The following is an 11,962-nucleotide window of genomic DNA, read 5'->3' as shown; positions in this document are numbered from 1 at the left end:
GAGGATCTGTAATTGAATTAAAATGTTTCAGAAAAGTAGTGCTCATATTTATGCGACCAAGTAATTATTATGCCTTGATCTGATCACTACTTGCTCTATAAGTTCAATTTATAATGATCTTGCCGTGAGCCATTAGCTTTAAGTGAGATTTTATTAGTAATTATTATAAGACTTCTTTGAAGGGAGTTATGTTGGATTGCTTCTAGCCTTTCAGGTAGGAAGATATCAGAGGTGTTATTTTAGTGCACTGTAATTTTTCAATTCCCAGATTTAATTTGAAATAATGAGCCTATGAATAATATGGAGCTCAAAGATGGAACACCGAAAATCACTAGACCTATGGCTTATCGATAGGCCTTTAGATCATTTCCGTAAGTATTACTTATTAGCGCTACTTTCGTTGATCGCTTCTGCTTGGCTGGTTAACCAGTGCATACCATTACTCATTGACGTTTTGCAGGTTATAAACATTGATTATAGCGTTCTTTTTGTATCAGCAGGATTAGGGTGTGCAGTTATATTTATATCCTTTATAGCAGCACAAATATTCGCATTAACTCAAAATTATGAAGGTAAATAAAGCCAATTTATACGGGAAAGAAGGAAATATGTTGAAAGACAAGCTATATAAATACGGGGCTGCATTTTGCATAGCTTCTTTAGTTGGGCTTGGTGCTTTTGTATATTATGTCCCTACTACAGATATACCTACCTTGACGTTTAGTGTGGACGGACAAATCAAGCAAAGGCTAAGGGATTTAACTCCTATTAGTGTAGAAAAAAACACGGCTTATTTTTCTATAGAATGTAGAAATTATAATACTGGTGCGCGTAGCTACTACGTAACATCGAAAGGTACATCAAGGTATGATGAAAAAGCCATGCTAGATTGCCCACGCGAGATGCACTACCTAAACTGCCCTAACTTTACAGTCAGTTTCAAAGATGACTCTGCGGTAGTCAACGTTTTAAGTGGATACAAATCTCAATTTTCGTCTCAGGCAGTTAAAAGCTGTGCTACCAGCGCGATCCTTAATGCTCCGGTTATTTATAGCTACCGGAATAATGAAGATAATTTAATACAGGAAAATATTAATAGTTGGAATTAGCTCCAGAGATAGATGGGCCACGTTGCACTAAACATTCGATAACAAAATAAACGAACCAAAATTTGCTTCTCATACAATTGAATCATAGAATAGCTGTATATTAAAACAGTGGTATTTGTATGCAACCAATTCCAGTTATGAAATCGAATAGCTTATTTTCTCTCTCCGAGTTTAAAGCAGCAGCAGGCTTTCCAAATCCTGCAGAAGATTGTTTATCCAAACCAATTAGCTTGGATACATTGCTGATGGCGCGGCCAAATAGTTCATTTTTGTTCAAGGTAGCTGGGGATAGCATGATCCCCGACATTCAAGACGGCGCAATTATCGTCGTTGATAAATCTTTAAAAGCCACTACCGGTCGAATAGTGCTTGCAACACTTGATAATGAGTTTGTTGTTAAGCGTTTAAAGTTAGAGCCCGAAAACAACAGGGCACTATTTGTAAGTTCGAACACAGAGTACGATCCAATCGTGGTCGAATTTGATGATGAGAATAATTGGGATGAAAATGTTATATGGGGCGTTGTGACCAGCGCTCTCAGTATTTTTTAATGTGGGTCCTCTGTGATATTAACGCTGCATATGTTTCATTTATTCAGCTATTCAACCCTCAATATGACATTAATTCCACTCCGCTTGGTGTGTTAAGTTCAAACCAAGGCAATGTTATAGCGCGAAATCAGCCTATGAAAGCGCTAGGCATAAAAATGGGCGAGCCCCACTTTAGAATAAAAGAATTGATTCAAAGCAGTAATGGCCATGTGTGGGGCAGTAATTTCACTTTATTTGGTGATATGAGCAACCGGTTTCACACAGAACTAGAAGAACTAATGTTTGACTGCCACCGCTACTCAATTGATGAAAGCTTTGGTCGTATTGATTCAACCATGGCTCCAAACCCTAAATCATACGCATTACATATTAAAAATACGTTGGCTAAGAACCTGGGCATTGGTGTTGGTGTCGCTCATACGAAAACACTTGCCAAGTTAGCTTCTCATGCTGCGAAACTTAACGAATGGAAAGCTAAAACAAATGGGGTTGCTGTGCTCGATACACCCCTTAAAGTTGATTGGGTACTGCAAAGAGTTAAGACCAGAGATGTTTGGGGGGTAGGTTCTAAAACAGCCGAAAAGCTCTCTTCACTGGGAATAACGTCGGGATTAGAATTAAAGAATTTAAACGTAGTAGAAGCAAAACGTAAATTCGGTGTTGTTTTATCTCGGACTATACAAGAACTCAATGGTGTGAATGCAGTGGAGCTTAAGGACCTAAAAGAAGGTCGCGATAGTATTTGTGTTTCTAAAAGCATGGGTAAGCTTGTTTCTGATTTAAATGAGCTTAAAAGCGCACTTTCTTCACACGTTTCAACAGGATCAATGAAATTAAGACGGTTTGAATTATTCACCAACAGCATGACAATATTTGTTTCGACGGATGTTTTTAGGTCTTCTCAGCCACAACTGAGTAAGAGTATACAAGTAAACTTGCCGTTCCATTGTACTGACTGTGATGTGTTGATCAAATACGCAATGTTTAGCTTAAGTCAGATATACCAGGAAGGTTATTTATTCAAAAAAGTTGGTGTGATCTTCAACCAGTTATTGTCAAAGAATGACCACCAGCAACTCAATCTGTTTAATGATTCAGGTATTTCAAACGTCAATAAAAAGACTACCGTAAGTGATGAAATAAACAGTAAATTTGGCAACAATGTTATCAGATTTGGCGTGCAGGGCTTTAAGCAGGAGTGGAAGCCAAAAGATGGTTTAGCGCCAAAGAGCTACACAACAAACTTAAAAGAATTACCGGTTGCACTTGCTAAGTGATAGTACGTGGCCAATTAACAGGAGAAAACCGATGCTACTCAATTTCATTAGTAAGTTATTCGATAAACCAGCAGCTAATGCTGTAGAAGTTGAAAACAAAATTAACTATCAAGAAGCAACTCAATCTATGGCAGAACCTACACCTATCAATGAAATGTTATATGAGCATTTTTCAAAGCTTTCAATGTACCAAGGTCAACAAGCTTCAAACTTATACCATGGTGGAGCGCATAAACCAGGATTGCCAGTTAAGGGTACATTGTGGCTTAGTAACAATCACGCTGAGGCAAATAGATACGCGAACTTTGGGTGTAGCAATATACCTAACCTTGAGCCTATTGTTTTTAAAACTCAACCAAGAAGAGCCTTAAAGCTATTAAGTTTTCCGGGGAATCATGTAGACATCTTTATGGAAATTTATGGTGGAACATGGTCTCACTCAGAGTTACATAAAGACATTGTTCAAATCTATAATGCAGGGAAAATAGATTTTGATGGTTTTTATAGGCCTCGTACAAATGAATATTTTGTAATAAATGTAGAAGATAATTTGGACTTTATTGAGGAGCAATGCATAAAAGATTAAAATATCGTTTTTGGTTTTGGCGCTTATTTTGTCTTCGCAGGCTGCGCCAGAACCATTCTATCTAATTCTAAAAATCCATCCAATGCCATCAGTAGGTACTAATCTAGGTCGCATTTAATTTGTCCCTTCCGTGTCTATAGAAGTGGAAAAACTGCCAGGCGTATATTGCTTAGCTGAAAAATTGCAACCAGGATAGGGGCATGAGTAGCGTTCTCTCTCTCCACCAACACCGTTTGGATTATATTCTGTTAGCAAAAAATCTTCTCGACAGCCGGGGCATGTAATCTTCTCTTCGCTGGTTTCCATAAATAATACTCTGTTAATAAATTTGGATGTAATAGTACCAAATAATTCAATGGGTACATAAATAAGTGCTTCTTATAAATAATAAGTTTTACTACAGCTTATTAGCTAGTCTATTTGGATAAACAAAGTCAGAACAATCAATGCATTTTATTTTACGTGCATCAGGATGTTGCGGGTTGATAATAAAATTATATTCTTGCGGGCATAGGCTTGATGGTACTTGAAGCACTGCAGAGTCTCCATTCATTAAAAAGTCACTTCCAAGTGACTGAGTATCTGCAGCATAAGGGTACGCGTTCCAACCGGTAGGAAGCTCACCCTCCACTAACCTTAGTACCTTTAACGTATCTGGTATTTGAATAAGAACGACACTCAAGTTTTCTTTTAGTATTTCTTGTGAATCATTAACTAAGCGTTCAAGCATACCAAGCGACCGCGTTGAGGCGGTATAAACGATAGGGGCACCTGCATAATGCCACCGGCCTTCTGCGACCATGCCGCCTAATCCAGAAAGGCAGTTGCTGACATTGTTATATTGTTTGGGGCCGATACGGTACACAATCATTAAGCAGTGAATCCATACTGTAGCCCGTTAATAACTCTGCGTATCAATTCGCGGCCACGGATGCTGTTCATCATTGAACGCGGTGGTTGGTTATCAAATTGGACGTTCGGCGTGTCTAGCCACGTATTCCAGTTGTCGATATTACCGAAATATGCCGCACCAAAGCTTGATAGCCTTGCGACTTCAAGCGCATTCTCACTGATCTGTTTATTTAAGGGTTTTTCTTTGTTGCGTAATAAAGTGCGTTCAGTCGTTCCCAATGCTTTGGCTATAACACCCATTTCCCAATGCATTAACGTAGAAAATGCACGTAAACCGGCTGTTGTGATCCCGATTTGTGCTGTGGCTATTTCAGCCATTGGGTTTGAGTGCGTATTTAATTTGCCAAGCGTCACGACATTGAGAAAGTCTGGCCGTGTGCTCTTTTGTTGTAGCTCGCTCATTATAAATTTACCACTTAAGACATTTGTCTTTAATTGTAGTGACAAGTGTCTGCTTTGGCAATGTGAAAATTTATATATGCCTAGGTGATAGATAAGAATATTACTTTAAACCACTATTCCAATATGACCAATAAAAACAATGCTTATAGTTTTTGGTGATTATTTAATATACCATATTGGAATTGGGTGTTGTTTGGAAATTATATGCCATTTGAGAAAGGTCATAAGCCTGTTAGACGTAGGCCAATATCAGAAGCAGTAAAGCGACTTGAAGCAGGCAGAAAAGGCGCAGGGAAAATCGAAAGTAAAGCGCAGCTAAAACACATACTTGCTAATGCTAATCGTGGTGAAACCGCAGAGAGAAACGTAGCGTTAATTTGGTTCTTGTTCGGCTCACTAACGCGCATTGGTGAAACTTGCCAGTTGCTAGTTAAAGATGTTTTTACTAAATCAGGCGAGCTAAAATCTATTTTTAGAATGAGAGCTGATTACACCAAAACGAATCAAAGCCGTGATTGCGCTCTGGTTTTAAAGCAACAAAGGCAAGCCGTTTTAGCTTGGCGGGATAGACGCATTAGAGATAAAGCTATGCTATCTGTAGATGGTAGTTATGGTGGCTTAAATGGAGATAGCCCTTTATTTTTAGCTAGAAGCGGAAAGCGCTGGGTAACTTTGTCTTTTAACGTCAAAAAGTATCAAACTCAAGACGGGCAAAAAGAAACGCTAGTTTGCTCAAGCATGGAGAACTACGTTAGAAACCTGTTTAAGAGTTGCGGCTTTAAACAAGGCTCAAGCCACTCAGGGCGTAAAAGTACCGCCAGCCTACTATCTGATGCTGGTGTCGATTATGACGTTATACAAATGGCTATAGGCCATGTTAGTGATGATATGACTGATACATACATCATCCCTGATCCACAGCGATTAACTGATGCACTGAATAACTTGTATAAGTCAGTGCCGCCACTAGGAATAAAAGAATAAATGATATTAGAAGGACATTAGCCAGTTGAAAAAGTTTAAGTTTATAAACAATCAATCAAAAAAAGAGTTTCTAGCGTTGCCTGATAAAATTCAAAAGCGCTTTGCAAATGATTTAAACGCAATCTGTCAAAACAAAGAGCCATTTAGCAAGTTTAAGCACTTAAAGGAAAGTGTAGGTATTGGCGCGGTTGAACTAATAGAAAACGGCAGACCAGCATACAGAACGATTTATGTTGCTAAATTTGCTGACACTGTTTTTATTTTGCACTCATTTACCAAAACCACTAACGGAGTAGATAGGCAGGCAATGGACACTGCGAAGAAACGATACAAATTAATGGAAAAAGAAATTAAGTGACACATATCACCACTTGTATATATATCAATGCTGATATATAGTGATTATAAGTTAAACAATAAGGTTATTAAGATGACTCTTGAATACTCAAATATCTTTGATGCAATCACAGAAGATAAAGCAGAAGCCTCTGAACTACAGACGCGCTCAGATCTGATGATTGTTATTCGTGACATTATCAATGCTAAAAACTGGTCACAGGCCGATGCAGGGGTTAAATTAGGGCTAACTCAACCTCGCGTAAGCGATTTGGTAAATGGCCGAATTGATAAATTCAGCATTGATAAATTAATGACTTGTTTGTTTCGAATTGGTTTTCGCTTTAAACCGTCCTTTGCAGATGACCAGTTAACAATGGCTGTTGAAGCTGTTAAAGCACACTAGTTGAAGAATTTTAAGGATAAATAATGGATGACAAAGAGCCTGTTTGGGCTGCATCTTGTATGGTATGCGGTTTTGATAAGAGTTATACCGAAGAAGCAAATATACCTGAGTCTTGCCCTAAGTGTGGTGAGCATAAAAATTTTGACATAGTGCATTTACCATCACTCTATGAGTAAAGCGGTAACTAGTTGGATAAACAAAATATTGGAATGTGTTGCAAATATCAGAGGCTATTAATAATGTCTATTCAAGAATAAAAGTAACAGGGCAATAAGGTGTGTTTCAGAATTTATTGTTCGTCAGAAACAAGTGAGCCACCCCAATTGGGATGGCTCTTAAACTCGCTACCTGTTGTCAATACTCATAGAGCGTAAGAGGACAGGGCTATCACAACAAGAGGCAATGCCTCAGTTGTTGTAATAATACCTAATAAATTTAATAAGGGCAAATAATTTGGATCTTGCAGAAATAAAAAAGGGTCTATCTACGGAAAAGCTTGAAACATATCGTCAAGTATTCTCCTGTAAATCTGACCATGAATTAATAGCTGTTTATATGTCAATGCAGAGTATTATGAGTCATTTTTTCACAGTAGTTCAACTACTTGAAGTTACATTAAGAAATTCAATACATCAGTCTGCGTCAGAGCAGTTTGAAGATCCAGAATGGTTCAAAACAAAGGCAATTAGTGACCAATCAAAAAATCAAGTGACCCAAGCAGAGCAGCAGTGCTTGGATGAGGTGGGAGCTAAATACACGACAAATGATTTAGTGTCGCGGCTACCATTTGGGTTCTGGGTTCATATGTTATCGAGAGACTATAATAATTCAAGAGATAAAGATCATAATTTATGGCAGTTCAAATTTAATCAATGCTTTCCCAACGCCAAAGCAAGTAAGGTTTCCTTGAATACCATTTTTCAAAATTTTGGTACTTTAAATAAATTTAGAAATAGATTGTTCCACCACGAGCCAGCTTGGAAAGGACGTTCTACTAGAAATAGGGAGCAGGCAATAAATAACATTATCAAAAAATATAAGGAGCATTTAGAAGTAATTAGGTATTTGTCCTCTAGTAAGTATCAGTTAATAACCGCGCTAGGGTTTGAGGATAGATTTCTAGCGGAATGTGATATTGCTAACTTAAAAAAATTTGAGAATATATTGTTATCACCGGAGACTCAAAATGATTAGCATTAAAAATAATTTTACAGAGTTATTAAATGACGCATAGTAAAACAAAAACTAGCTTATATAGGCGAGCTTACGTGACTTGGTTGATTAGCACAGGTGTTAACACTGTGCCAGCAATTATAGAAGCTACTGGAATGCCAAGGCGAACGGCTCAAGACACATTAGCGGCAATTCCAGAGCTTTCTATAGCGCTTGAAAACAAAGGCGGTTCGTACTCGGTTGCAGATTGGGGAATGCTGAATAAAACTTGGCTAAAAAACAACTTAAGGCACGTTAGAGACGTGCTATCATATCCATAAGTTAAGAAATCTTGGAATAATTTTTAAAATCTATATAACCCAAATAAACAAAGGCTGAATTGAACGTCACGTTTTACTAAAGAAGATCTGTTTAAAGATGAACAAAGCTGGTCAGGGTTACATGATGTGATCGTTAATGTAGTCCACATCGCTCCGTCAAAAGAGCAGGCCGAAAATATATTTGATGACCTGCCAGAGATGGTAAAAGAGTTGGCTTATAAATGGGGCTTAAATGATACCGATTTTCGCGAAGAAGCATTTGAAGCCATCGAGCTGGAAGTAGATCCGGATGGCGAATAAGAAAAACCCCAGCAGTATATTGGAAAAATAGCTATGGCGCTTGAATGGTTGTACGAACACTGGAAGTCTGAGTTTTTAGCCAACGGCTTTAATGAAGATGTAGCTGAAGAAGAGTATCAAACATGGTGCGAAGGTTTGGGTGGCGAACTGGATAATGAATATCAGCAAACAGCGTATTCGGTAATGATGGCCGCCAAAGAAACTGTTATCGAGTTGCAGCAAATCTACTAATTGGAAATCAGCTTTTGCCAGTGGCGTTTAATTAAGTGCTACTCACAAAAGTAAAATGTTCAACTGGCTTAAAGGGAAAAATAATGGCTGTAATAACGAAGAAAGATGAAAAAATCGAAAATGTGGTTGGTGAGTTAAACGAAGGATATTTATTTGATGACTTCATTAATAAGTTTCAAGAGCTTTACCCGAAGGATTGGAGCAAGATTGAGCGTGAACATGCGAAACATGAACGCAAAACCAAGCCAGGGAAAACACATCCTATGCCTGAGCCAATTCAGTACCTCAAAAACGCTCTGAACGTATGGAATAAAAAGAACAAATAGTTTAATTGGAATACAGGAATAACGAGGAATTAGAAAATTATGGCAAGTAACATTAAGTTCTTTGAAGCTAAAGCAACGTTTGTTTACACAGTAGGTAAGCAACAGGGCAGTATTACAGTTGGTGCTAAATCATCAATTTCTAAAAATGAAGATGACTGGAAAATAAGTTTGGCATTACAAGCTGGTCAAGAGGTGTCAGAAAAGTTAGATACTGTGCTTAGTGCTATTTCACTGTCTTTTCAGTCTATGGAGCTTATGGACGAAGACGATTAACTAATATTGGAATGAGGAGAGCGTAATGGTGGTAGAAAGCCGAAAATATGGTTCAGTAGTCTGTGGTATTAACGGCAATGTCATAGCTCTACATGGCAAGGTTGCTATTGGTGATAAGGTCGAGTGGCTTGGTCGCAAAGAAGGTAGCTGCATAAACGATGATAAGTTTGTTGTCGGCGAGCACTATATTGTAGCAGCCATTTGTCCAATCAATTTCGATCTGGAATTACAAGGTAGTGAGGACGAATGCACTATCAGAGCAGGTAAAACTGAATACAAGTTAGTGAAATTGGATTAAGGGTTTATATGGATGGTTCGTTTGCACAAATGAGTCATTGCTATGAGTTCATTGAGTCAAGACAGAGTGATGAATGCAGTTGTCCAGAAGAGGACTGGATCGTAGGTAATCGTCTAGCAAAGTGCACCTGCCAGTAATTCGTCAAACCGATTAAGCTATTTCTTAATTTCAATTAGGAGATAGCCATGAGAAAAACACGTAGCCTTGAGCAGTGGCGTAACATTATCGAAGAACAACAAGCCAGCGATTTAACTATTACTGAGTTTTGCCAGCAACATGCCTTATCTAAAACAAGCTTTTATGCGGCACGAAGTAAGCTTAATACTGAATCCAGTCGTTTTGTTCAAGCAAAAGTCACTAAACACGTCGCCCCCACTGAACAGCAACTGCCGATCATGCTTACTATCGGCAGCGTGAAAATTAGCTTCCCACCCACAATGCCTGTCGCTTATTTGAGTCAATTGTTGCGTGAGCTTGCCTTATGAAAATGTTTGTTGAACCCGCGCGTATTTACTTGCATCGTGACGCCGTGGATTTTCGAAAGTCCATTGATGGTCTGGTCGCACTCGTTGAAAGCGAGCTTGAACGTGACGCTTACACTGGCGCATTATTTTTGTTCTGCAATAAATCGAAAGATAAACTCAAGCTGGTTTACTGGGATAAAACGGGGTTTGCTTTGTGGTACAAGCGTTTAGAAAAACAAAAGTTCAAATGGCCAAGTAAAGTCAGTTTGCAAGAATTTGAACTCAGTCCTGGGCAATTGGATTGGTTGTTGTCGGGATATGATGTGCTTGGTCATGAAGAATTGCAGTATCAATCGATCATATTGACAGTAAATGATCGTTGCCACACCGCCTGCTTTATCTTTGCGTCAAACAAGAAAACAACGTCAAATTCTGTTAAATTGCGAACATGAAAATTGATGCACACTTACTTCCTGACGACCTAGAACAACTCAAGCGCATGGTGCTTGAGTTGTTCTAGGTCGTTGCTGAAAAAGATGCGCAAATTCACGAATTACTGCAAGCTTATAACGCGAAGCTTGCCAAAGAGTATGCGAAGAAATCTGAAAAGATGCCCGGTGCTGGAGAGCGCTTCAATGAAGCAGAAAACATTCTTGATGAACATGATAAAGCGCTATTGGCCACATCGCCCTTAGTAAAGAAAGAAAAAGCCAAACCGAAACGCCGGCCACTGCCAGCACAGTTACCACGAGTCGAGGTGGTTGTTGACCTTGATGAGGATGAAAAAGTGTGTGATTGCTGTCAAAGCCCACTTCACAAAATGGGTGAAAGCAGCAGTGAAACACTCGAATTTGTGCCAGCGCATATCAAGGTTGTCAAAACTATTCGCCCTAAATATACGTGCCGTCACTGTGAGCGTGAAGGGATTGAAAGTGTAGTGAAAACGGCAAAAATGCCCGCAACACCTATTCCAAAAAGTATCGCCACGCCCAGTTTACTGAGCCAAATAATCATGTGTAAATACCAGTTTGGCTTGCCGCTTTATCGCCAAGAAACGTTATTTTCTGATATCGGTATTGAGTTGAGCAGGCAAACCATGTCGAGCTGGATGTTACGCTGTGCTGAATTGTTGTCACCGCTCTATCAGCGTTTAAAAGAAATCTTGTTATCTCAAGCAGTTATTCATGGCGATGAAACCTCGTTAAACGTTATTAACGCAGAGAAAGCGACCAGCTATATGTGGCTGTACTGTTGTGGCGATGATAAGCCGGGTAAAGACACTAATATTGTCCTGTTTGATTATCATAATAGTCGCGCGGCCCACTGTGTAGTTGGTTTTCTTGACGGTTATCAAGGCTACATGCACGTTGACGGCTACAAAGCATACGAGCAAACGAAGGCAACACTGGTTGCGTGCTTAGCTCATATACGCCGTAAGTTCATCGAGGCCAAAGGCAATAATAAAAAAACCGTTAAAGCGGATGTAGCACTTAACCTTATTCGCAAACTCTATGGTATTGAGCAAGCCATCAAAGGTAAATCGGTCAGTGAAAAATTCACCGTTAGGCAGCAAAAAGCCAAACCAATCGTTGATGAATTGTATCAATGGTTACTCAAACACAAAGATAAAATCCCTCCCCAAATGGCGCTAGGGAAAGCAATTACCTATGCGATAAACCAGTTTGAGAAATTCAGGCGTTACCTCGATGATGGCAGGCTCAGTATTGATAATAACCGAGCAGAGCGAGCCATAAAACCGTTCGTAATAGGGCGGTTTTATGGCTGTTCTCAAATACCAGTAATGGCGCGCATGCCAGCGCCATACTCTATAGTCTTGTTGAAACCGCAAAGGCAAATGATCTTGTAGTGCATGACTACATCTCAATGTGCTTGCAACATATTGCAGAGCAGCCAAGTAACCTTGAGCCACTGCTACCTTGGAATATTAAGCAAGGCTAGGTGTCGTTAGCTATACGCTTACAGCAGAAGTTACTATTTGAGTGTTTTGGCTAAA

The 11,962-nt window shown here is 39.1% G+C and carries 20 protein-coding genes and 1 pseudogene; 19 read left to right on the top strand and 2 right to left on the bottom strand.

Annotated features, from left to right (window positions below; genetic code table 11):
- Positions 1-313: 313 nt before the first annotated feature.
- The 5 genes from QL998_RS11420 to QL998_RS11400 all read left to right on the top strand — a co-directional run bounded on the left by QL998_RS11420 (position 314) and on the right by QL998_RS11400 (position 3,523).
- Complete coding sequence (locus tag QL998_RS11420) at positions 314-580, top strand: hypothetical protein (protein ID WP_290192707.1); 267 nt, start codon at positions 314-316, stop codon at positions 578-580.
- Positions 581-608: 28 nt separating this feature from the next.
- The gene (locus tag QL998_RS11415) at positions 609-1,109 is read left to right on the top strand and encodes a hypothetical protein (RefSeq protein ID WP_290192706.1); all 501 of its coding nucleotides are present in this window, start codon (positions 609-611) and stop codon (positions 1,107-1,109) included.
- A gap of 119 nt (positions 1,110-1,228) precedes the next feature.
- Positions 1,229-1,660, top strand: coding sequence for a S24 family peptidase (locus QL998_RS11410; RefSeq protein ID WP_290192705.1), 432 nt, complete (start codon positions 1,229-1,231; stop codon positions 1,658-1,660).
- Positions 1,624-2,937, top strand: a complete 1,314-nt coding sequence (locus QL998_RS11405) for a Y-family DNA polymerase (RefSeq protein WP_356948110.1) — start codon at positions 1,624-1,626, stop codon at positions 2,935-2,937. The genes QL998_RS11410 and QL998_RS11405 overlap by 37 nt, the downstream gene beginning before the upstream one ends.
- A gap of 31 nt (positions 2,938-2,968) precedes the next feature.
- The gene (locus tag QL998_RS11400; protein ID WP_290192704.1) at positions 2,969-3,523 is read left to right on the top strand and encodes a hypothetical protein; all 555 of its coding nucleotides are present in this window, start codon (positions 2,969-2,971) and stop codon (positions 3,521-3,523) included.
- A 397-nt stretch (positions 3,524-3,920) separates the two neighbouring features.
- On the opposite strand, the gene QL998_RS11395 is transcribed toward QL998_RS11400, so the two are convergent.
- Together QL998_RS11395 and QL998_RS11390 are read right to left on the bottom strand one after the other, a co-directional pair.
- A complete protein-coding gene (locus QL998_RS11395; protein ID WP_024589336.1) occupies positions 3,921-4,394 on the bottom strand; it encodes an RES family NAD+ phosphorylase in 474 nt (157 codons plus the stop codon).
- Complete coding sequence (locus QL998_RS11390; RefSeq protein ID WP_225305783.1) at positions 4,394-4,789, bottom strand: MbcA/ParS/Xre antitoxin family protein; 396 nt, start codon at positions 4,787-4,789, stop codon at positions 4,394-4,396. The genes QL998_RS11395 and QL998_RS11390 overlap by 1 nt, the downstream gene beginning before the upstream one ends.
- Before the next feature lie 252 nt (positions 4,790-5,041).
- On the opposite strand from QL998_RS11390, the gene QL998_RS11385 reads away from it, so the two are divergent.
- The 14 genes and pseudogenes from QL998_RS11385 (at position 5,042) to QL998_RS11320 (ending at position 11,907) form a co-directional block, all read left to right on the top strand.
- Complete coding sequence (locus QL998_RS11385) at positions 5,042-5,821, top strand: tyrosine-type recombinase/integrase (RefSeq protein ID WP_182721273.1); 780 nt, start codon at positions 5,042-5,044, stop codon at positions 5,819-5,821.
- 25 nt (positions 5,822-5,846) lie between these two features.
- A complete protein-coding gene (locus QL998_RS11380; RefSeq protein ID WP_182721272.1) occupies positions 5,847-6,179 on the top strand; it encodes a type II toxin-antitoxin system RelE/ParE family toxin in 333 nt (110 codons plus the stop codon).
- A 72-nt stretch (positions 6,180-6,251) separates the two neighbouring features.
- Complete coding sequence (locus QL998_RS11375; RefSeq protein ID WP_290192703.1) at positions 6,252-6,563, top strand: helix-turn-helix transcriptional regulator; 312 nt, start codon at positions 6,252-6,254, stop codon at positions 6,561-6,563.
- 23 nt (positions 6,564-6,586) lie between these two features.
- The gene (locus tag QL998_RS11370; RefSeq protein WP_182721270.1) at positions 6,587-6,739 is read left to right on the top strand and encodes a hypothetical protein; all 153 of its coding nucleotides are present in this window, start codon (positions 6,587-6,589) and stop codon (positions 6,737-6,739) included.
- Positions 6,740-7,016: 277 nt separating this feature from the next.
- On the top strand, positions 7,017-7,757 hold the full coding sequence (locus QL998_RS11365; RefSeq protein WP_182721269.1) for an Abi family protein: 741 nt from the start codon (positions 7,017-7,019) through the stop codon (positions 7,755-7,757).
- 29 nt (positions 7,758-7,786) lie between these two features.
- Positions 7,787-8,056, top strand: coding sequence for a helix-turn-helix domain-containing protein (locus tag QL998_RS11360; RefSeq protein WP_024604264.1), 270 nt, complete (start codon positions 7,787-7,789; stop codon positions 8,054-8,056).
- Positions 8,057-8,182: 126 nt separating this feature from the next.
- Positions 8,183-8,356, top strand: a complete 174-nt coding sequence (locus QL998_RS11355) for a hypothetical protein (RefSeq protein ID WP_158000934.1) — start codon at positions 8,183-8,185, stop codon at positions 8,354-8,356.
- A gap of 33 nt (positions 8,357-8,389) precedes the next feature.
- Positions 8,390-8,587 (top strand): hypothetical protein, encoded by a 198-nt coding sequence (locus QL998_RS11350; RefSeq protein ID WP_024604266.1) that lies wholly within the window; start codon positions 8,390-8,392, stop codon positions 8,585-8,587.
- An 83-nt stretch (positions 8,588-8,670) separates the two neighbouring features.
- The gene (locus tag QL998_RS11345) at positions 8,671-8,913 is read left to right on the top strand and encodes a hypothetical protein (protein ID WP_024604267.1); all 243 of its coding nucleotides are present in this window, start codon (positions 8,671-8,673) and stop codon (positions 8,911-8,913) included.
- A 39-nt stretch (positions 8,914-8,952) separates the two neighbouring features.
- Positions 8,953-9,186 (top strand): hypothetical protein, encoded by a 234-nt coding sequence (locus tag QL998_RS11340; protein ID WP_290192702.1) that lies wholly within the window; start codon positions 8,953-8,955, stop codon positions 9,184-9,186.
- Positions 9,187-9,211: 25 nt separating this feature from the next.
- Positions 9,212-9,484 carry a hypothetical protein gene (locus tag QL998_RS11335; RefSeq protein ID WP_290192701.1) on the top strand — a complete coding sequence of 91 codons (273 nt, stop codon included), beginning with the start codon at positions 9,212-9,214 and terminating at the stop codon, positions 9,482-9,484.
- Positions 9,485-9,669: 185 nt separating this feature from the next.
- On the top strand, positions 9,670-9,969 hold the full coding sequence (locus QL998_RS11330; protein ID WP_002963294.1) for a hypothetical protein: 300 nt from the start codon (positions 9,670-9,672) through the stop codon (positions 9,967-9,969).
- Complete coding sequence (gene tnpB / locus QL998_RS11325) at positions 9,966-10,400, top strand: IS66 family insertion sequence element accessory protein TnpB (protein WP_024596287.1); 435 nt, start codon at positions 9,966-9,968, stop codon at positions 10,398-10,400. Before QL998_RS11330 ends, tnpB begins: the two co-directional genes overlap by 4 nt.
- Positions 10,397-11,907: pseudogene (locus tag QL998_RS11320) on the top strand (IS66 family transposase). Before tnpB ends, QL998_RS11320 begins: the two are co-directional and overlap by 4 nt.
- Positions 11,908-11,962 lie beyond the last annotated feature (55 nt).

Source organism: Pseudoalteromonas sp. APC 3691 (genome assembly GCF_030408135.1).
In the GTDB taxonomy this organism is placed as follows: Bacteria; Pseudomonadota; Gammaproteobacteria; order Enterobacterales; family Alteromonadaceae; genus Pseudoalteromonas.
Note: the sequence above shows the minus strand (reverse complement) of the source record. Positions and strands in the feature narration are given on the sequence as shown.

Excerpts from the sequence above, each read along its gene's own strand:
- QL998_RS11345 (WP_024604267.1), top strand. The coding sequence starts at position 8,671 with ATGGCTGTAATAACGAAGAAAGATGAAAAAATCGAAAATGTGGTTGGT.
- QL998_RS11410 (WP_290192705.1), top strand. The coding sequence starts at position 1,229 with ATGCAACCAATTCCAGTTATGAAATCGAATAGCTTATTTTCTCTCTCC.
- QL998_RS11350 (WP_024604266.1), top strand. The coding sequence starts at position 8,390 with ATGGCGCTTGAATGGTTGTACGAACACTGGAAGTCTGAGTTTTTAGCC.
- QL998_RS11420 (WP_290192707.1), top strand. The coding sequence starts at position 314 with ATGGAACACCGAAAATCACTAGACCTATGGCTTATCGATAGGCCTTTA.
- QL998_RS11415 (WP_290192706.1), top strand. The coding sequence starts at position 609 with ATGTTGAAAGACAAGCTATATAAATACGGGGCTGCATTTTGCATAGCT.
- QL998_RS11330 (WP_002963294.1), top strand. The coding sequence starts at position 9,670 with ATGAGAAAAACACGTAGCCTTGAGCAGTGGCGTAACATTATCGAAGAA.
- QL998_RS11400 (WP_290192704.1), top strand. The coding sequence starts at position 2,969 with ATGCTACTCAATTTCATTAGTAAGTTATTCGATAAACCAGCAGCTAAT.
- QL998_RS11335 (WP_290192701.1), top strand. The coding sequence starts at position 9,212 with ATGGTGGTAGAAAGCCGAAAATATGGTTCAGTAGTCTGTGGTATTAAC.
- tnpB (WP_024596287.1), top strand. The coding sequence starts at position 9,966 with ATGAAAATGTTTGTTGAACCCGCGCGTATTTACTTGCATCGTGACGCC.
- QL998_RS11360 (WP_024604264.1), top strand. The coding sequence starts at position 7,787 with ATGACGCATAGTAAAACAAAAACTAGCTTATATAGGCGAGCTTACGTG.
- QL998_RS11385 (WP_182721273.1), top strand. The coding sequence starts at position 5,042 with ATGCCATTTGAGAAAGGTCATAAGCCTGTTAGACGTAGGCCAATATCA.
- QL998_RS11340 (WP_290192702.1), top strand. The coding sequence starts at position 8,953 with ATGGCAAGTAACATTAAGTTCTTTGAAGCTAAAGCAACGTTTGTTTAC.
- QL998_RS11395 (WP_024589336.1), bottom strand. The coding sequence starts at position 4,394 with ATGATTGTGTACCGTATCGGCCCCAAACAATATAACAATGTCAGCAAC.
- QL998_RS11375 (WP_290192703.1), top strand. The coding sequence starts at position 6,252 with ATGACTCTTGAATACTCAAATATCTTTGATGCAATCACAGAAGATAAA.
- QL998_RS11405 (WP_356948110.1), top strand. The coding sequence starts at position 1,624 with ATGGGGCGTTGTGACCAGCGCTCTCAGTATTTTTTAATGTGGGTCCTC.
- QL998_RS11370 (WP_182721270.1), top strand. The coding sequence starts at position 6,587 with ATGGATGACAAAGAGCCTGTTTGGGCTGCATCTTGTATGGTATGCGGT.